This is a genomic window from Pontibacter saemangeumensis (genome assembly GCF_039541895.1).
Taxonomy (GTDB): Bacteria; Bacteroidota; Bacteroidia; order Cytophagales; family Hymenobacteraceae; genus Pontibacter; species Pontibacter saemangeumensis.
On record NZ_BAABHC010000029.1, the window covers coordinates 521,658 to 540,583 of the forward strand.

General features: G+C 54.2%; 14 protein-coding genes and 1 tRNA gene. 5 read left to right on the forward strand and 10 right to left on the reverse strand.

Annotated features, from left to right (window positions below; all coding sequences use genetic code 11):
• Nucleotides 1-111: 111 nt before the first annotated feature.
• From ABD920_RS20435 to ABD920_RS20445, 3 genes are read left to right on the forward strand one after another with little or no spacing between them, the layout of a single operon-like run.
• The gene (locus ABD920_RS20435; protein ID WP_345161743.1) at nucleotides 112-1,260 is read left to right on the forward strand and encodes a hypothetical protein; all 1,149 of its coding nucleotides are present in this window, start codon (nucleotides 112-114) and stop codon (nucleotides 1,258-1,260) included.
• A 16-nt stretch (nucleotides 1,261-1,276) separates the two neighbouring features.
• Nucleotides 1,277-2,941, forward strand: coding sequence for a BCCT family transporter (locus ABD920_RS20440; protein ID WP_345161745.1), 1,665 nt, complete (start codon nucleotides 1,277-1,279; stop codon nucleotides 2,939-2,941).
• A complete protein-coding gene (locus ABD920_RS20445) occupies nucleotides 2,938-3,813 on the forward strand; it encodes a universal stress protein (protein ID WP_345161747.1) in 876 nt (291 codons plus the stop codon). The genes ABD920_RS20440 and ABD920_RS20445 overlap by 4 nt, the downstream gene beginning before the upstream one ends.
• A 3-nt stretch (nucleotides 3,814-3,816) precedes the next feature.
• Here the strand turns inward: ABD920_RS20445 and ABD920_RS20450 are convergent, their stop codons facing one another.
• Both ABD920_RS20450 and ABD920_RS20455 read right to left on the reverse strand, forming a co-directional pair.
• On the reverse strand, nucleotides 3,817-4,437 hold the full coding sequence (locus tag ABD920_RS20450) for a MarC family protein (protein ID WP_345161749.1): 621 nt from the start codon (nucleotides 4,435-4,437) through the stop codon (nucleotides 3,817-3,819).
• 79 nt (nucleotides 4,438-4,516) lie between these two features.
• Entirely contained in the window at nucleotides 4,517-5,197 is a 681-nt protein-coding gene (locus ABD920_RS20455; protein ID WP_345161751.1) for a site-2 protease family protein, read from the reverse strand.
• 587 nt (nucleotides 5,198-5,784) lie between these two features.
• Here ABD920_RS20455 and ABD920_RS20460 point away from each other — a divergent pair.
• The gene (locus ABD920_RS20460; protein ID WP_345161753.1) at nucleotides 5,785-5,985 is read left to right on the forward strand and encodes a hypothetical protein; all 201 of its coding nucleotides are present in this window, start codon (nucleotides 5,785-5,787) and stop codon (nucleotides 5,983-5,985) included.
• A 365-nt stretch (nucleotides 5,986-6,350) separates the two neighbouring features.
• Here the strand turns inward: ABD920_RS20460 and ABD920_RS20465 are convergent, their stop codons facing one another.
• The 5 genes from ABD920_RS20465 to ypfJ all read right to left on the reverse strand — a co-directional run bounded on the left by ABD920_RS20465 (nucleotide 6,351) and on the right by ypfJ (nucleotide 16,492).
• Entirely contained in the window at nucleotides 6,351-7,943 is a 1,593-nt protein-coding gene (locus ABD920_RS20465) for a calcineurin-like phosphoesterase C-terminal domain-containing protein (protein WP_345161755.1), read from the reverse strand.
• 155 nt (nucleotides 7,944-8,098) lie between these two features.
• Nucleotides 8,099-9,538 (reverse strand): SusD/RagB family nutrient-binding outer membrane lipoprotein, encoded by a 1,440-nt coding sequence (locus ABD920_RS20470; protein WP_345161757.1) that lies wholly within the window; start codon nucleotides 9,536-9,538, stop codon nucleotides 8,099-8,101.
• Nucleotides 9,539-9,635: 97 nt separating this feature from the next.
• Nucleotides 9,636-12,836: a SusC/RagA family TonB-linked outer membrane protein gene (locus ABD920_RS20475; protein WP_345161759.1), complete on the reverse strand. Its 3,201-nt coding sequence runs from the start codon at nucleotides 12,834-12,836 to the stop codon at nucleotides 9,636-9,638.
• Between the two features lie 830 nt (nucleotides 12,837-13,666).
• On the reverse strand, nucleotides 13,667-15,055 hold the full coding sequence (locus ABD920_RS20480) for an FAD-binding oxidoreductase (RefSeq protein ID WP_345161761.1): 1,389 nt from the start codon (nucleotides 15,053-15,055) through the stop codon (nucleotides 13,667-13,669).
• 534 nt (nucleotides 15,056-15,589) lie between these two features.
• Nucleotides 15,590-16,492, reverse strand: coding sequence for a KPN_02809 family neutral zinc metallopeptidase (gene ypfJ / locus ABD920_RS20485; RefSeq protein WP_345161763.1), 903 nt, complete (start codon nucleotides 16,490-16,492; stop codon nucleotides 15,590-15,592).
• A gap of 183 nt (nucleotides 16,493-16,675) precedes the next feature.
• Between ypfJ and ABD920_RS20490 the strand changes: the two genes are divergently transcribed.
• Nucleotides 16,676-16,864, forward strand: coding sequence for a hypothetical protein (locus tag ABD920_RS20490; protein WP_345161765.1), 189 nt, complete (start codon nucleotides 16,676-16,678; stop codon nucleotides 16,862-16,864).
• 226 nt (nucleotides 16,865-17,090) lie between these two features.
• On the opposite strand, the gene ABD920_RS20495 is transcribed toward ABD920_RS20490, so the two are convergent.
• The 3 genes from ABD920_RS20495 to ABD920_RS20505 all read right to left on the reverse strand — a co-directional run bounded on the left by ABD920_RS20495 (nucleotide 17,091) and on the right by ABD920_RS20505 (nucleotide 18,763).
• Nucleotides 17,091-17,175: transfer RNA gene (locus tag ABD920_RS20495), tRNA-Ser, on the reverse strand.
• A gap of 209 nt (nucleotides 17,176-17,384) precedes the next feature.
• The gene (locus ABD920_RS20500; RefSeq protein WP_345161767.1) at nucleotides 17,385-18,353 is read right to left on the reverse strand and encodes a YihY/virulence factor BrkB family protein; all 969 of its coding nucleotides are present in this window, start codon (nucleotides 18,351-18,353) and stop codon (nucleotides 17,385-17,387) included.
• A complete protein-coding gene (locus ABD920_RS20505) occupies nucleotides 18,350-18,763 on the reverse strand; it encodes an acyl-CoA thioesterase (protein ID WP_345161769.1) in 414 nt (137 codons plus the stop codon). Before ABD920_RS20505 ends, ABD920_RS20500 begins: the two co-directional genes overlap by 4 nt.
• Nucleotides 18,764-18,926 lie beyond the last annotated feature (163 nt).

Below are 18,926 nucleotides of genomic sequence, written 5' to 3' on the forward strand. Positions count from 1 at the left end.
TGTTTACTGTTTAGATCAAGGTAAGATAAATAAACCTTCCGAGAAACGTTTTCCGTTTAAACCCGTCCACAAAATGAAGGGTTTGTTTTGTTTTTACTAAATCCTTCTGTTATGCAAAGAGTACTTTTACTTATAACTGCATGCTTTATCAGCACATTCTGCTATGCGCAATACCCCGAAGAGAAGGCCGAGGAGAAGCCCACCTTGAGAATAGGGGGAGCCTTGCGGTTCAACTACAACCTCTCTACCTGGAAGGAAGACCAACTGGAGCGCGGGGGTGACTTTGGGTTTGACTTGTTCCGTATTAACGTGGAATCAGCATATAAGGGCATCAAACTAAATGCGGAGTACCGGTACTACTCCCAGGCCTTCGGCGGGGGCTTCCTCAAGCAGGGCTGGTTCCAGCACGACTTCTCCGAAACATCACAGATCCAGGTTGGCCTCCACCAGGTGCCCTTCGGCATTCAGCAGTACAACTCCAATAACTGGTTCTTCAACATGACCTATTATATAGGCTTTGAGGATGACCATGACATGGGGGTGAAATATATACACGACACGGGCCGGTGGCAATGGCAGGCCGCCTACTATAAAAGCGCTGAGGATTTTGTATTCAGCTCGGCGGAAGCCAGCCCCAACCGCTACTCCTACGACGTGACCGGGCGTAACAAAGAGAACAACCAACTGGACTTTAAACTGGTCCGGCGCCTGGGCGACAGCCTTGCACACCAGTTGGGTGCCTCTGTGCAGGGAGGCCTGCTCTATAACCTGGACACGGAGCGCAATGGCACCCGCTATGCCGCCGCCGTGCATTATGAACACCAGGCGGAACATAGCCCCTGGAATCTAAAGATACAGGCCATGCTCTACCGATTCAATCCGGAATACTCCGCCGGTGCAGACTTGAATTTTTTAGAGATGGGGGCTTACGGTGCGAACTACAATGTAGCCACCAAGGGCGAAATATACACGGCCAGTGTAGCCTATCACCTTCCCCTCGACACGCGCCTGCTGCAGGGCATCACCTTCTACGACAACTACGGCTACTACAACAAGCGCGCGGGTGGGTTTGAAAATGCGCACATGAACGTGCTGGGCGCCTTGCTCACAGCCGGCCCCATGTACATTTACACGGACGCGGCATTTGGCTACAACCACCCCTGGCTTGGCCCTGAATGGACAGACGCCCTTGCCGCGGGCACTCCCGGAGAAACGGACTGGCACCTGCGCTTTAACATCAACATGGGATACTATTTCTAAAATAAAAACACGGTGCATGAGTAAAGTAAGAAGTGATACAAAAAAATCTTTCGGTTTAGACGTGAACGGGCCGGTGTTCTGGCCATCAATCGTGATACTTGTTCTCAGTATCGCGCTGGTGCTCGTTTTCAGGAAAGACGCAGAGGTGTTTTTCTCGGACATACAGGCTTCGGTAACCTCCAATATGGGGTGGCTGTTCATTCTGAGCGTGAACATTTTTGTGGTGTATTGCCTGTTCATGGCCTTTGGCAGGTTCGGTAGTATCCGGCTGGGCGGCAAGAATGCCAAGCCGGAGTTCAGCACAGGTTCCTGGTTTGCCATGCTCTTCAGCGCGGGTATGGGCATTGGCTTGCTGTTCTGGAGCGTGGCAGAGCCGATCAACCATTTCCAGACGCCCCCGCTCGGGGAACCAGGCACACCGGCGGCGGCCCGGCAGGCCATGAACTTCACTTTCCTGCACTGGGGCTTGCATGCCTGGGCCATCTACGCGCTGGTAGCGCTTGCCCTTGCTTTCTTTACCTATAACCGCCAGTTGCCTTTAACCGTCCGCTCGGCCTTTTACCCTTTCCTAGGGGAGCGCATCCATGGCATCATCGGCGATATTATTGACATACTGGCTGTTATCGCAACGCTCTTCGGCCTTGCCACCTCGCTTGGGCTGGGTGTAAAGCAGGTGGCGGCCGGGCTGCACCACGTTTTCCCGGCCATCGTCAACGACGTCACCACCCAGATCATCCTGATAGCGATCATAACAGGCATTGCTACGGTATCAGTGGTGACAGGAGTGGACAAAGGCGTTCGCATACTCAGTGAGTGGAACATCCGCATTGCGCTAATTGTCTTGGTGGCTGTCCTGCTCCTGGGGCCTACCGTTTTTATCCTCGGCTCTTACGTGCAGAACACCGGCTACTACATCGGTAGCTTCATGCAGCTCTCCTTCTGGAACGAAGCCTACAGCAACAATAACTGGCAGGGTGCCTGGACGGTGTTCTACTGGGCCTGGTGGATCTCCTGGGCACCATTTGTGGGCATCTTCATCGCGCGCGTTTCCAAGGGCCGCACCATAAAAGAATTCGTGCTTGGCGTACTCATCGCCCCTTCCCTGCTCTCGTTCCTTTGGATGACGGTGTTCGGGAGCACGGCGCTGCGCGAGGTATTGGCCGGCAACACGGCGGTTGCAGAGGCCGTGGCGGCCGACGTGTCCACGGCGCTGTTCGTCTTTTTCGAGCAGCTCCCTTTCTCCACCGCACTGTCCGTGATAGGCATTGTACTCATCGCGGGGTTTTTCGTCACCTCCTCAGACTCGGGGTCACTGGTGGTGGTAAGCCTTACATCCGGTGGCAGGCCAAACCCTTCGGTCGGCACCCGGGTCTTCTGGGCAGTGTCTGGCGGGGCTATTGCTGCTGTGCTGCTGTTGGGCGGCGGCCTGCAGGCGTTACAGACGGCTGTCATCATCACGGGGCTTCCCTTTGCCATCATACTGCTGTTGATGTGCTATAGCCTCTTTAAGGGACTGAGCGAAGAACTGGAAGAAGAGACGAAACTGGGAAGTGCCCAGCAACGGAAAGACTACCAGCAGCTGGTGGCGGAAATGCTGGCCAAGCGGGCACAGAAACAGGATGCGAAAGCGCATCAGGCAAAAACCGATATTTCCCTGCCACCAAATACAGAGAAACTATGATAGCAATCGACTCCATGATGGTCTGCCTGGACCTGAGCGACATTGATGAGAAACTGGTCGCCTTTACCCGCTCTATCTGCGGACGCCTGCAGGTGGGCAAGGTATACTTTGTGCACAACATCAAAGTATATGAACTGAGCGAAGACTTCAGGGAATGGTTTGGCGACGTGGACCTTGCCGGCGAGGTGGAAGGCAACATACACGATATCGTGTCTGAGCAGTTCGGCAACGCGGCAGATTACGAAGTGCTGGTAAGCGAAGAGCCGAACACGGAAGTTATACTGGCTGACTTGGTAAAGCGCTACAAGGTAAAACTGACACTGCTTGGCAAAAAAACGAGCATTAAAAGCACCGGGGCGCTCGGAACAAAACTGCTCCACATATTGCCGTGCAGCGTGCTTGTTTTCCCTGAGACGGCCACTTTTAAAATAGAAAAGGTGCTGGTACCGATAGATTTCTCCGATACCTCGGTTCACGCGCTCAGGCTAAGCAAAAACCTATCTGACCAGTTGGGGCTTCAGCTGGAGATACTGCATGTTTACAGGCTACCCACCCAATACTTCCCGCTGATCTCTGAAGAGAAGGCGGTCAGGAAAGCGGAAGAAATCGTGAAAGGGCGATTTGCTGCGCTGCAGAAAAAACACCTTGAGATAAGCGGAGTTCCTTATACGCTGGTGCGCGCCGCAGGCAAAAGCACGGCAGAACGTATTCGCCTGCACCTGGACAAGGGGAAGTATGACCTGCTTGTGCTCGGACTGAAGGGGAACAACCCCCTGCCTTCCCTGAGCTTTGGGGGCGTGCCGAAAGAGATCTATAACATGGACATGCACATTCCGCTGTGGCTGGTTTACTCAGAGGAAGTGATAAGGTAAACGTTACTGCTGGGTTTGCCCTGCTGCCAGCATCAGGTTACTGACACCGGTTACGACCATGTCGACGCCAATAGCACCCAGGAAAAAGCCGTTGATGCGCAGGAGAAGCTCCATTATCTTATCGAAAGCCGTCTGAAACTTTTGGGACCGCATGGCACGGCGCACCTGCTTCAGGCCCATAATGGTCAGGTAGTTGAGAAGCATGATCAGGGCGAGCGCCACTGCCCCCTGCCACAACTGCAGCTGCTCTGACATCAGGACCGTGAGTGAGATAGTACCCGCCCCGACCATAAAAGGCAGGGCGATCTCGGAGGCAAGATCGTGGAGATCTCCCTTAATCTGGATGAACGCTTTTTTCCCTTGCACAATAAACATGTAGGAAAAAGAAAAGAGCACTATGCCTCCGAATATCCGAAATGATTCGAAATTAATGCGGAACACTTTCTGAAAGACCAGGTCGCCGAACAGCAGGAAAACCATGTAAATACAAAATGAGATGGTGCTCGCCTTTAAAAACACCGACCTGAAGTCAGCATCCGAAAGATCCTTCATGATAGGCTTCAGGTACAGGAAAAGGGCAAACGGGTTCAGCATCACTAGGAAACTAACTATAGCTGCAATCATGGGCTCAGGCTTGGTTCCCTATTTGGTACGGGACACCGGGCAGATAGATTTTCTGCTCCACCTGACGGTGGTGCGCGCGTTACAGCGGCACCCTCGGGTAATTTCTCACCTCTGTCTCTTTGCCCCCCTTGCTGCTCAGCAGGCGGCTGGGGCGGTTGCGCTGCGCCACTTCGTGTGCTTTTGCGAGCGCTTGCGCCTCATCCGCAAAGGCCTCGACAAGCGCTCTGTTGTGGTCCAGCACGCACCATTGCTTTTCTTCCTGGTTCCACTGCACGCGATAGATCTTCTCCGCTGCCTGCGCTTTATTGCGGGCTAAATCAAGTATGACTTTCCCGTCGCTGTAGTTGCCGTCCGGGTAGGGCATGGGCAGCAGCGCGAAAAAGATGTAGTACAGGGAGAAATAGGTGAACTGGTAGGTGAGCATGCTTGGCTCCAGCTTGTTGTTCTCAATAAGGTAAACCACTGCTACCGCTGCCATGGCGTTGAAGAACGCTCCTCCGGAGAAGATAAGGATATTAGCAAGGCGATGGTTGCGCCTCAGGTTGTCGAAGGTGCAGAGGCCGTACCAAAAATAGTATTTGCGCACTTCCAGTATCCCCATCCGGAAGAGCACGGCACCGGAGCCGATGGTCACTTTGATGTTTTTGCCTCCCATCAACCAGGCAAAAAAAACATGCCCCGCCTCGTGCAGCAAAGAGATAACCGGGAGCACCAGGAAAAAGGCCAGGAAGAACTTTGGGATGTCATTTACGCCAAACATTGCTCTGTATGTACGGATACAGGGAAAGGAGTTTCAGGCTTAATTAGCTACTTATGACTTAAATTTCAGGGTGCAGTGGCTGAGAGGAAGATTCGAGATAGCAAAGAGGACGTAAGTGGGTCTGGTCTTAATTTTACAGGCATTATTGAACTGTTCAAACCACCGCTTTATTACCCGCTAAGGGTGAAGAACCCGAATGGCTTAAGCGAACATGGCCTGCTGGGCTTAAGCGTATTTTACAGCCCCAGTTTCCGTCTTGTTCCCTTGGGAAGTTCATGATGCCGCCTTCTGGGCTTAATGTACAGTCTGTATATGAGGTAGAAAATGCCTGCCAGCGCCGCCATCAGCACGATAATCAGTATCTCCGTGTATTCCATAATTCTTTTGTGAAGAGAGCGGGCTTGCCTCGGGGAGGAATTCCTCTCTTCTCCCGTATACGAGATACCGTATGGTCCGGGCAACGGATTCCCCACCCACACAGCCTCCTCGCCAGCCGCAGGCTTTACTTGATGATATCGTAACGCTTTCTTCCTGATGCGGTAACATGCCGGCGGTAGCTTTGCTATACATCATCCCACAAAAGAAAAATGCTGGAATACACCAAGCAGATCCTCGCGAAGGTGAGCTTCGATAAGATGCTCTTTGAGAAAGAACTGAAGAAAGGCCTAAGAGTCCTCGAGCAGGAAGACCTCCTGCTGTTGGAGCAATGGTGCTACGAGGAGTTCTCCGACAGGCACCTGCCGGCCCTGGGCCGTGTTTTCCCAGAAGTTCAGGAATGTCTCCTTTGAGGCGGCAAGCAGCACCCTGCAGCCGTTTGGCTACAGAGCGCTGCTCTTGTTACCTATAGCACTTGTAGGTGCCTTCTTTTTAGCAGCTCATAAAGCTGTTTTGAAGGTTGCGTATCAGATTTCTGAGATTATCTGCTGTCTTCTTAGAAGCAGGCCGTAGATCCCCGGCGAATCCTACAGTCCCCAAAAGAGCGACCTGTTTAGGTGCCAGCCTTTCTCGTCCGTGCCCGTCTTGCCTTGACCTCCAGCCCCGCTGCCGTGAAGCGCTTCACGGCGGTTATAAATTAATCAGGCTTAGGACCCACAGAAGCTTATTTCTGCAAGTGCTAAGCCTGGCATCGCGCCAGTAGTCGCCTTATGAGACGCTATATCCCCTCCTTAACTGCTTTTGGCGCCTCTAAGCGATAACTGCCTTTCTGCGTGAACTGCCTGCCGAACATGTCGGTGGCTTTCACCTCTATCGTGTGCTCCCCAAGCTCCAAATCAGTCGGGATATTCCCCCGCCACAGGTGCGTGGACCGGGCGGCATTGGACGGCCTTCTGCCAGGTACCAGTGCTTCTGCAAAGTCCCACGCATGCAGCCTGTTTAAAAAAGCAGGGTCATAGTCCTGCTGGTAAGCCATCTCCTTCCATTCCCCGCCGTCGATGCGGTACATCACTGTGTCCTGCCCGCTTCCCATAAAGAAGTTGGCATAAATGCCCGCCGACGTTCTCCTGCCCTGGGGCACCACCTTAGGGGCAAACAGCTCCAGTTGGTATTCCTTTGGATGGCCGGCCGCCTTGTAGTCGATCACGTACCGGTTCCCGTCGAAACGAAGAAAGGCGTAGCCTTTGGGGGTGCCGTCGCGCATGGTAGACTCCGGAATGCCGTCTTTGTCAAGCCTGCCCGAGTACCAGTCGCCGGAGGTGGTGCCCGCGTTGTAGTGGTGGTGCGGTTTGTCCTGCTTCCAACCTGCCTCGCGGGAGAAGAAGTCCTGCTTCTGCAGGTGGGTGTGCGCCGAGAGGGAGAGGGTGTGCGGAAAGTCTGCGAGCAGGTCGAATAGCCGCTGCCTGTCCTTGTCTCGGAAGGCATCTCCCTCTTCGGATTCACTCAAGGGGATGTGGAAGGCCAGCACCACCAGATGGTCTTTGGGTACAAACTTCAGGTCATTCTCAACGAAGTCGAGCTGATCCTCGCGGAAGCCCCCCCAGTAGCTTTTGCCGTCCCTCGGGTCGGGGTAGAGCACGTCGTCGAGCACGATGAAGTGCACCTTGCCGTAGTTGAAGGCGTAGTTAGCCGGCCCGAAATGCGCCTCGTATGTCTCGTCGGAGAGGGAGTCGGACTGGGCATCAAAATTAATGTCGTGATTCCCCAACAGGTTGTACCACGGGATCCCCACATTCCTCACGGCCTTGATATAAGGATTGAACAGGCTCAGGTCATTGCCCACCAGGTCCCCCAGGCTCAGGCCAAACTGCACGTTCCGCACCCCTTTCACCTCAGACACAATGCCGCGGGCAAAGTAATCCACCTCTTCCTTTGTATAGGGCTGGGGATCGCCGAACAGGAGCGCCGTGAACTCTTCCTTCTCCTCGTAAGGCACCACCGCAAAATCCACTGATTTAGGAAGCTTGCCAGTAGCCGTCACTCCTTTAAATTCAAGATCAGGGGAACCTTGTGGCTTGTGGATGTAGTAGAACTGCGGCAGGTTCTCCTTGTTCAAGGCAACTTTGTATCCCCTCGGCTTGATCACGGAAATGATGTTTTCCCGGCCGACAGGCAGTTCATACTTTCCCTGCCTGTCCGTCAGGGCTACCTCCCGGCCGTTGGTAACGGCAACGCCGGCGACGCCCTTTTCGCGCCGCTCCTTTTTCCCGTTACTGTTGGCGTCCCCGTACACGTAACCGCTGACGGTGGTCTGTGCCTGCACCGCCAAGGAAAATAGCATGGCGGACAGCAATACCAGTGGTTTTTTCATTTTGCTTGCATTTAGATTTTACACGTTGACTGAAAGCAGAATTGCGGACAGCCCTGCAATTCCAATGGGCTTTATGTTGATACGCTTACAAGTTGCCAGGGGACGCTTTGAGAGGTTCCACCCTGGGCTTTAAAACAGATTCGGCAATATTGCCTCTACTTCTCCCACCAGACTTTGGTGTTGATGTCGTCGCCTCCCATATGCTCCACGGCCTTGCTGTAGTTGGCGCTGTTGCTGAGTTGCACCGCCGTAGGATACCGGAAGCGGACGGGCACCCGCTGGTTGTTCACCATAGACTCTGTCTTGGGAAGAGCGGGCAGGCCCGTGCGACGGTACTCGAACCACTGCTGGTAGTCGTTAAAATACAGAGCCAGGTACTTCTGCAGCATAATCCGCTCCAGCGTGCCGTTATAAGCAGCGGCAGGGTTCTCGAAATACCCGGCAGGCACCTCGGCTCCCCATTGTTCAATGGCCGCCTTCACCCCATTTTGGTAGTGCACTTGCGCATCACCGCTAATTGTCCCCTGCCGGGCTAGCTCCGCCTTAATGAACTCCACCTCCGCGTAGGTCATGATCACAGCGATCATGGGAGCCGTCACCAGGGCGATGTTCAGGTTAGAGGGGACAAAGTCGAACTGGGAGTCATTGCCGGCGTAGCCGCTCGGGATCCCCTTGTAGCCTATCTGCGTCTTGCCGTCTTTCAGGGCTGCCTGCCCAAAAAACCTCTCCCGCCGCGGGTCGTTCAACGCGTTCAGGTTGTCGATAAAGAACGCGGAGGCGGCGCGGCCCGTTCTGAAGTCCACGGCACGGCCCCAAGGCGATAAAAGCGGCGCCACTCCCGATATTTCCAGAATAGCGGCCTCCTCGTTACCTGTAAACGCCGGGTTGTCGGTTGGATTATCGAGGATCCCGGCCATTTTAGAGTAAGAATCCATCTCCGGCCTTTTCGACACCCTTAGCAGCAGCCTCAGGCGCAGCGAGTTACAAAAGCGCCGCCATTTGCCTACATCATTGCCATAAAGAATGTCGTTGCCATAGATCATCTCCTGCTCCGGGTCAAACAGGATGTTCGCCCGCTCCAGGTCGCTGAGTATGCTGGTGTAGATCTCCTGCTGCGTGTTGAAAGCCGGGTAGAGTATGCCCTCATCCCCTCGTGCTGCCTCCTCCATCGGCACGTCCCCGAAAGAGTCGGTGAGCAGGGAATACACCCAGGCGTTGAGCGTCAGGGCCACTGCCTCATAATTGGGGGCCTGCGCCTCCACTGCCGCCGCCTGCATCTCCTTGATGTTGGTGAGCCAGCGGTAATAGGTGTTCCAGGTGGAACTGCCGGCGTTTTCGCCAATATCGTAGCGGTGCTCCCCCCCTGATGCGCTCGGGAAAGGAAGCGCCACCTGCATGATCTCGAACGTGAAGGCATTGCTCCGGGACGTGTTGAAGCTGGCCATCTCGTAGAGGATGGGATTCAATAGGGTGCCGGGGCTGATCCTCTCAATCCTGTTCGGGTCAAGGTTGACCTCTTCGAAATCGTCGGTGCACGAAACGCCGGTGAAACTCAGTGCCGCAAATAAAACAAGAACCTTCTTTCTCTTTATCATGATCTCTGAATCTTTGGAAGAACCGCCAGAAAGCAGGTGATAACATGCTCCTGGCGGTTCCGGAACTTTATAATTGGTGCCTGCGGATATTTTTCGATTAGAATTCCAAGGTGACATTCATCCCGTATGTTCTGGTGGAGGGCATCTGTCCTATCTCCACGCCCGGCAGAATGGTGGACCCGTTCAGGGCCGCGGTCTCCGGATCAAACATCGGGAAGTCGGTGAACATGGCCAGGTCACGACCGAACAGGGCGATGCTCGCGCCGTTCAAGGCCCTGGTTCTGGAAAGCAGCGCTTTGGGCAGGCTGAACGCCAGCCGCATCTCCCTTAGTTTCAGGAAGGAGGCACCGAACGAGTTGGACTCCACGTTGGCGCGGCGGTAGTACCTTGTATAGTAGTCTGCCGGGTTCACCGGCTTCATGTTCGGGGAGTACGTGCCGTCGCCATTGTCCACCACGCCGTCCCCCACGATGTAGCCTTCCTCGCGGCCCATGAGGGTGTGCTCCAGTTTCCCCTGCTCCGACATTTTATGGTGCGTCTGCGAATAGACGATGCCGCCGTACTGGCCGTCGAGCAGGAAACTGAACCGAATATTCTTATAGGAAAACTCGTTCAGGAAGCCGCCCTTCCAGTCAGCGTAGGCGTTGCCGATGTACTGCGTCTCATCCGGGTAGGCAGGCAAGCCTGATTCGTCATACACTATCTGCCCGTCAGGGCTCCTCACAAAGCCATAGCCGTATATGTCGCCGGTGGTGCCGCCCACCTTCGCTATGATCGTCGCTTGGCCGCCCGAGCCGATGATCTGCCGGTCCTCCATCCCGTCTGCAAGCTCCAGCACCTCGTTGTCATTCTTAGACCAGGTGACGGTCGAGTTCCATTTAAAGTTGGCGTTGTCGATTGGCTGGGTGTTCAGCACCAGCTCTATGCCCTGGTTACGCACCTCTCCCGCGTTCAGGACCGCTCTGCTGTAGCCTGTGGTGGGATCAACAGGGACGTCCAGAATCTGATTTTTTGTAAAGCTTCTGTACAGGGTCAGGTCCATGCCGATGCGGCCGTCGAAGAGGATATACTCCAGCCCCGCCTCGTAGCTGGTGGTGATTTCCGGCTTGAAATCGGCGTTGTGCAAGGTGGTGGGCACGGAGCCGGAACCGGCAAAATCGCTTTGCCCGTAGTACTTGCGGGTCTTGTATGGGTCGGTGTCGTTCCCCACCTGCGCCGCCGACAGCCTTAGCTTGGCAAAGGAGATCTGCCGCGGCAGGGCAAGCAGGTCGCTCAGGATGAAGCTCGAGCTGACGGAGGGGTAAAAGAAGGCGTTGTTCTGCACAGGCAGCGTGCTTGACCAGTCGTTGCGCCCAGTCAGGTCAATGAAGATCTTGTCCTGGTAGGAAAAGGATGCCAGCGCATACAGGCTGTTCACCTTCTTGTTGCGGTGCAGGGTGGTCATCAATGGGCTGCTGATGCCGTTCGAGAGCTTATATACCCCCGGTATCACCAGCCCGTCCACCACGCCGTTCGTCCCCCGGTACTTTCTGCTCATGGTGTTTCCGCCCACAGAGGCTCGTACGTCTATCTTGCTCCCGATTTTGTCACGGTAAGTCAGCAGGGCGTCTGTGTTCACCTCGTAGTCAAAAATACCCTGCTCTTTGTAGTAGCCGTACTGGAAGTTGGCCGTGCTGAAAGGCCTGCGCTGCTCCCGGTCTTCGTTGCCCATATCCATACCGGAGCGCACCATCAGGTCAAGCTTTGGCGAGAACCCGTAGGTGGCCGAGATGTTGCCGACGGTGGAGTAGCTGTTCAGCGCGTTTGTCATTTCATAGGCGATCACGTAGGGGTTGTCGATATAGGAGCTGAAGGGGTGAATCTGTTCTAGTTGCTCTTGCCCTGCCTTCCACCTGGGCTCGTACCATGCCAGGTCCACGTTCGGGTTCTGGAAGATCATGAAATAAGAGATCGACTGGTTGCTGTACCCGGTTCCTGGGAGGTTGTCACTTTTCTTGTGCGTGAAGTTTACCTTCGAGTTAAGCCTTAGCTTGTCCGAGGCTTTGTAATTCAGGCTCAGCGCTGCCGTCATCCGCTCAAAGCCGGTATTGGGCATGATCCACTCGTTTTTAGCATGCGTGATGGACGCGCGGGCCGATCCTTTTTCGTCTCCGCCCGCCACGGCCACGCTGTTGGTGACGGTGGAGCCGTTCCTGAAGAAGCCTTTGACGTTGTCCTTATACGGCCTCCAGGGCTGACGCTGCGCCGACTGCCCTTCCAGTGTCGGGTCATACTGATAGTATTCCTGCCCGTCGAACCTGGGGCCGTACGCACTGCTGGTGCTGCCGGTATTGCCCCCGTCTTCAGACGCGCCGTACGAGTAGTAGGGCTCACCTGCCGCATTGAAGTATTTGCCTGTCCCCTGGCCATACTCATGTTGGAACGCAGGCCATTTCAGCACATCGCTGAAGCTGACGCTGGAGTTCACCGTCACGCCGACACCCTTGTGCTGGCCTGCCCCTGTTTTGGTGGTGATGATCAAGGCGCCGTTGGCTGCCCGGCTGCCGTAGAGGGCGGCGGCACTGGGGCCTTTCAAGACGGTGATGCTTTCAATGTCGTCGGGGTTGATGTCTGCGATGCCGTTCCCGAAGTCTACCGGTATGTCATTCCCTGACCCGGCCCCGTAGGCGGCGCCTGCCCCTGAGCCTGTCATCTCACTGCTCATCGGCACGCCGTCCAGCACAATCAGGGCGTTGTTGCCACTGGGGTTGAGGGAATTGTCGCCGCGCAGGGAGACTCTAGTGGAGTTGATCGGGCCGGAGCCGGGCGAGATGAGGTTCAGGCCGGCGACCTTGCCCGAGAGTGCCTGCACGAAGTTGTTGGAGCGGGCCCCGGTCAGGCTCTCGCCGCTAACCGTCTGGGTGGCGTACCCCAGCGCTTTCTGCTCCCGCTCAATCCCTAGGGCCGTCACCACTACCTCCTGCAGCATCCTGTCATCTTGCTGCAACTGCACGTTGATGGTAGGGTCTCCCTTATATGGCACTTCAGCCACCTTGAAACCAACAAACCTGAATATGAGCACATCCTGTGCTGTAAGTGCCTGGGGCGCTGTAAGGCTGAAGGAGCCGTCGACGTCAGTAGAGGTGCCGGTGGAACTCCCTTTCAACAGCACCGTAACACCCGGCAGCGGCGCGCCTTCGCTGTCTGATACCACCCCCCGGACTGTCTGCGCCTGTGCAATAGCACTGCAGCAGCATAGCAGCAGCAGCATGAAGGCTGCAATGTGTTGACCTGTAGCTTTAGTAAATATTAGACTCATCGCCTTGCGTTATTAGTTTGCTGCAAAGCTACCGCCGCTACGTTAAACCCGGGTTAAGGCCACTTTATGTAAAGGTTAAGAGTTCAGAGCGCTCGTTTCATCTTGATCGGCAGCCTTTCCTGATAATCCTGCTGGGCTTACAGGGCCTTTCCGCTGCCCCCTTCTTCCTGTTGCAAATGGTCTTCGCAGCACACACCCACTTTTACTAGCACAGATAACATGACCAAAAGAGACGCTAATTCATTGCAATATTATTGATAGTCAGTGAATTATAATTACTCGTTAAATAAGCTTGTGTTACAGTTAAACTTGTAAATATCCTGTTCAAAATTTTTGAAAGGAGTCAATCCGCATGAGCTATGGATATGTTTAAGCCAGCTTCTGATCCGCTCTCTCTCACTGAACCTTAGCCAGCAAGTCCTAAGCAAGCCCAAGCCCAAGCAGCAGATTGACAGCTGTTCCCTTTCCACATTTTGAGCAATAGTGTAACTACGCTTGATTCAAGCCTGTAGAGAGAGGTGGCGGTAAAGCACTTCTTACGTTTAGCAAGAGGCTTTTCTTATATATCAGAAATCCGGAGAATCCTCAGACAAAGCCAAGGCGTCCGGCAACGCAACGATTTGCAGAAAACCTGCCTCTTCCTTAAATAATTTAATACGTATCGATCAATAAGAAAGCAAAAGGATTAAGGCAATGTGGCGTTGCGGCTGCCTCTCTCCCATCTCAACCTCGGCAAATGAGGGGCAAATGATGTGTATGGTGTAAACCCGTGGAAGGATTTAGCATCAAAAACTGTAAACCTATCCCGAGAAAGACAACTCTTAAAATTTTCAGCTTTGGGTTTGAAAAGCAGGTGTTGGGGATTCTGGTGCTGGTTTGATATTCTGGTTGAGGCGGAAGAAGTTGGTGGGGTCATACTTGTTCTTAAGCTTTACAAGCCGTTCGTAGTTGATACCGTAGGCGGCCCTGGCCCTCGCCTCGCCCTCATCGCCCAAATAGTTGACATACACCCCCTCTTCCAGAAAGGGCGCTGCGGCGCGGTAACACCTCCGTCCCCAATCAATATTCTCTTCAGTTTCCACCGGATCCTGCCACATCCGTAGAACAAGGACGCTGTGCTGGGCGCCCCTGTGGCTGAAGGCTGTATCCTGTGGCCCCACACGGCTCACTGCCCCACCCAGGTGCTCGATTGCGACCGCGGCGAAAGGTGCGGGAACAGCGCCTGCAAAGAAGTCCACAATCGTTTCGATCGCCTCATCGCTGAACGAGTGGAATAAACCAGCCTTCCAGTAATGCAGCAAGCCGGGACGGAACACCTCCGTGAGCAGGTTCTGGACCGTCGCGTACGGGACTGGGGCGACGGTATCGACCATAGGCGATCCGAACGACCGCAGGGGCTGTAACACGCGCTCACCCTCTCCGATTGCACCGCAATAGCAAACCATGATCGCCAGTGCTGGTCCATGGGGTCCTGACAGCAACGTTGCATCCGCCCTGACCTCGTCGGGAGCTGTGGTAGACCAGTCACGGTAAAAGCGTAGCACCTCTTTCGCTTGGTCCAGCGGATAAACGATCTCGCCGCCAAGCACGGGCCCCACAGGGTGAACCCGGTATTCCAAAGAAGTGACCACACCAAAGTTCCCACCTCCGCCGCGGATACCCCAGAAGAGGTCTTCGTTCTCGTCGGCGCTGGCCTTTAAGAACCGTCCATCCGCCGTCACCACATCGGCAGAGAGCAGGTTGTCGCAGGACAACCCATACTTGCGGTTGAGAAAGCCGAATCCGCCTCCAAGTGTGAGCCCCGCGATTCCGGTAGTAGGGACAATGCCGCCGGTGGTGGCCAGGCCAAAGGCCTGGGTTTCATGGTCGAAGTCACCCCATGTCGCTCCGCCCCCGCCGCGCGCCGTCCGATTCTCCGGATCGACGCGAACGCTCTTCATCTCCGATAAATCAATCACCAGACCATCGTCGCATACGGCATTGCCCGCCACATTATGGCCACCACCGCGTACGGCCACCCGCATGTCTGTTTCACGGGCGAAACGGACGGCCGTGATCACGTCCGCGACGCCCGCGCAGCGCACGATCAAAGCGGGTTTTTTATTGATCATTCCATTGAAGACCTGGCGAGCGCCATCGTAATCCTCTTCGCCGGGAAGGAAGAGCCGCCCACGCAGGCTCTCCCGCAATTCCTGAATTCTCTTGTTGCCAATTATCATCCCTACCTCCTTTCAGTGGCTATTAACTACCTTTCAGACTCCACAAGGTGCCACTCAGCTTTTTCCAGGTCACAGGTAAGTATAAACTGAAACCAGCAGAATGGTGATGCATTCACCAAGTTCGTCAATCAGCCAATAAACTCTCTCAAATACTCCTGTCCTTTTTGGGGTTAGCTTGCCTGCAGCCATGCATGAGCCGAAAATTTCCGATACTGCAAAGGAGCTTACATAAACCGCCTTTAGTCTCCTCTTTTGTTATGTCGTTCCTGTCGCTGAAAGTCTTATTTCGAAGCAGCCAAACATAGTATGCTACTGCTAATTTCAGCATAAATATAAGTTATACATTTTAGTGGTTATATGCAATCTTTAATAGCGAACAGCAAAAGTATGATAGTGAAGGGTGCTACAGTTCAGGGTATCGGGCGCCCTGCCAATTGGAAAAATTTCGATAACAAACAGCAGCAAAACAAAAGCCTCCTCAACAATGGAGAGGCTTTTGTTTTGCTGCTGGTATATAGCCTTTAAGTAGTTGACCTATAGTTGTGTAGCATTGAAGGTGTCGCCCTGTGACACATCCCCTGTCTCGAAGCCTTTCCTAAACCAGCGGACTCTTTGGGCAGAGGTGCCGTGGGTGAAGGAGTCCGGCACCACGTTTCCTGTGGATTGCCTTTGAAGACGGTCGTCGCCGATGGCACTTGCTGCATTCAGGGCTTCTTCCAGGTCGCCGGGCTCCAAAAACCCTGTTGCTCTTTGGGTATGATGCGCCCACAAACCGGCATAAAAATCAGCCTGCAGTTCTACCCTCACCATGAGTTGGTTGAATTCCACTTCGGATAGTTGGCCCCGCATGGCGTTTACCTGCTCCATGGTCCCCGTGAGCTTTTGCACATGGTGCCCCACCTCGTGGCCAACCACATAGGCCTGCGCAAAGTCCCCCGCAGCACCCAACTTGCGTTCCATCTCGCCGAAAAAACTCAGGTCGATGTACAGTTTCTCATCGCCGGGGCAGTAAAAAGGGCCTGAGGCTGAAGAAGCAAGCCCACAGGCTGAGTTTACCTGCCCCGAGAACAGCACCAGGGTGGGTTCTCTGTATCCATCTATTATCTTGTTCCACACATCCTCGGTGTCTGCCAGCACCACGGCCGTCTGATCGGCCAGCGCCTGCTCCTCCGGCGTTGGCTGGTAGTCGGTTGACTGTGCATACTGCGGTTCCCCGCCCAAGAACTGCTGCAGGAGCGCGATGGGGTTGGTTCCTGTCAGGAACATCAGCGCCACGAGCACCGCCACAATAACCAGCCCCATTTTCGAGAAAAGGAGCCGGAACAAAGGGACAAGGAGCATCGGGCTGATGCCCCTGCCACCACCCCCGAAGCCGCCTGCTGACTGCCCCCTGCGGTCTTCTATATTGCCGCTTTTTCTTCTGCCCTGCCATTTCATAAATATCGTTTTAAAGAAGTGATTGTTCGTATGGCTGCATGTTCTCCGCCCCGCCAGACCGAAAGACTTTCCCCATATCCCGGCACTATAACGGCAGGCAGCTGCAATTGGATGCACATATATACGGAATACCCAAGCCGATGTGTGGACGAGCTGTCTATACCTTTACTTACCCTGTTTCCCATGCCGTGCCGCTATCATCACAGAGTACTGACCAGACGGAAATTCAGCGTTGTAGCTGTCGGTCAGGGTGCCGTGGCCAAAGCGGTGCAGGAAGCAGATCAGCGCCGCAACCAGTTGGTGCTTACTGAGAAGGTAGAGGTCTTATATGAGGTAATCGCCAGACACCCCTGCGCCATTCATGATTACTAACCGCTAATAGGGCTGGTAAAGAAGATACTGTACGAGGCAAGGTGCGCGTGGCTACGCAGGGACTGGACAACACCTGGAGGCTGCGGAGCGACTACCAGCCCCCCTGCTACATCGCCCACATCAGCGAGCAGCAAACGGTGTATGTAGTTCTGGTGTTGTTTCAAAAGCAAAAAGCCTGCAAACTCATCGTTTGCAGGCTTTTACCTAGGTTTGGTATCGCTACCGGCAGAGAGTGAGGGATTCGAACCCCCGGACCTGTTACAGTCAACGGTTTTCAAGACCGCCGCGATCGACCACTCCGCCAACTCTCTTTCTTAATTCGTGTACAAAAGTATGGGCTTGCGCCGAATTATCAAAGCTATACGGCAAAATTTTTAAGCAGTTTGGCGACGCGCCTCTATAAGCATCTGAGAGTGAAGCTTCTTTTTTCCAGCCGCTGCCACAACCCCGCCGCATCGCTTTGCAGACGGTATATATGGCAGGCAGCCTGACAGTACGTTCAGGCTGGTGTTTATATCTCTCAGGCTTTGGCCGTGCGCACTTCGCGGGGCGTTTTATTGCGCACCAGCCGCTTCGTAACGGAATCGATGCTCACGTTGATCTCGAAACCCAGGATCAGGATCATGGAGACAAAGTCGAGCCAGATCATCAGTCCGATCAGAGCACCGATGGAGCCGTAAAACTTGTTGTAGCTGTCAAACGCGCTGATGTAAAATGAGAAGACCATCGACACCAGGAAAATGAGCACTGTCGCCACTACCGCCCCGGCCGAGAAGAAGGGCCATTTGTCCTCAATGGCCGGCACAAAGTAATAGATCATGGAGGTGGCCAGCAGAAACAGCAGTATCACGGAGATATATTTCAGGATCACGAGAAGAGAGTACGTATAGGTCTCCGTCACCACCTCATAGAAAACCAGCACGTCCAGGATCCACTGCCCGAAGAATATAATGCCCACCGCCAGGAAAAGTATGAGCGCCAGCACCACCGTCAGCACGGTGGCGATCAGGCGCTTCTTCATATACCTGCGCCGGTAAAAAGTATGGTACTTTTTATCGAAGGCATCCATCAGCGACATAATGCCATTGGTGGAGAGCACCAGCGCAAACAGGAAACCAAAGGAAAGCAGCCCCCCGCGCGGCTTGTTCACAATGTCCTCGATGGTGGTGTAGGCCACGGCGTACATCTCCTCCGGCATAAAATCGGCGATATAGTTGAGGATGCTCTCGCTCAGGTCGAGTGACAGCACACTGGGTATATAGGGGATGAGCGTGAAAAGGAAAATGATGCTCGGAAATATAGCCAGCGTAAAGTTGAACGCCATATAGGAGGCACGCTTCGTGATGGAGTCGAGGCGGAGTTCCCCCAGCAGCACATCGGCCACGTCATATACCGATGACCGGCCGTCGTTGAACCGCCACCGCTTCAGGAAAACGATGAACTTGCGGTACGATCTGCGGCGCTTCAGATATTGGTGGTTTAGCCTCATTCCCTAAAGTAAGAATCCATTTTCTGGTGGATAAGCTCCGGAACGGCAGTTGGCCGGCCCGTCTTCATATCCACAAACACCATGGTGGTTTCACCCACATTCAGCAGGGTGCCCTCTTCGTTGTACACCTCATACTCAAATAGTATACGCGAACCGGATGGTTTTTTCTTCAGCAGCAGTTTAACGGTCAGCATGTCGTCGTACTTGGCGGCGCGTATATACTTGCATTTTAACTCCAGCACCGGCATCATGGTGCCCGTAGCCTCCATCTCCTTGTAATGAATGCCCAGCCGCCGGAACACCTCTGTACGCGCCACCTCATAATAAGCCGCATAATTGCCATAATACACGTAGCCCATCTGGTCGGTTTCGGCGTACCGCACGCGCAGCTTCACTTCTGATTCGAACACTTTATTGGTTGTTGGTTGCTGGTTGATGATTGCTGGTGGTCGATTGTTGGTTGTTGATTGCTGATGGTTGAATGGTTGTGGGAAAATACAATATGGCTTCATCTTCAATCTGCCCTTCCCTATATATGCACTCATTCAGGTGAATCAGCAACCGGCAATCAAC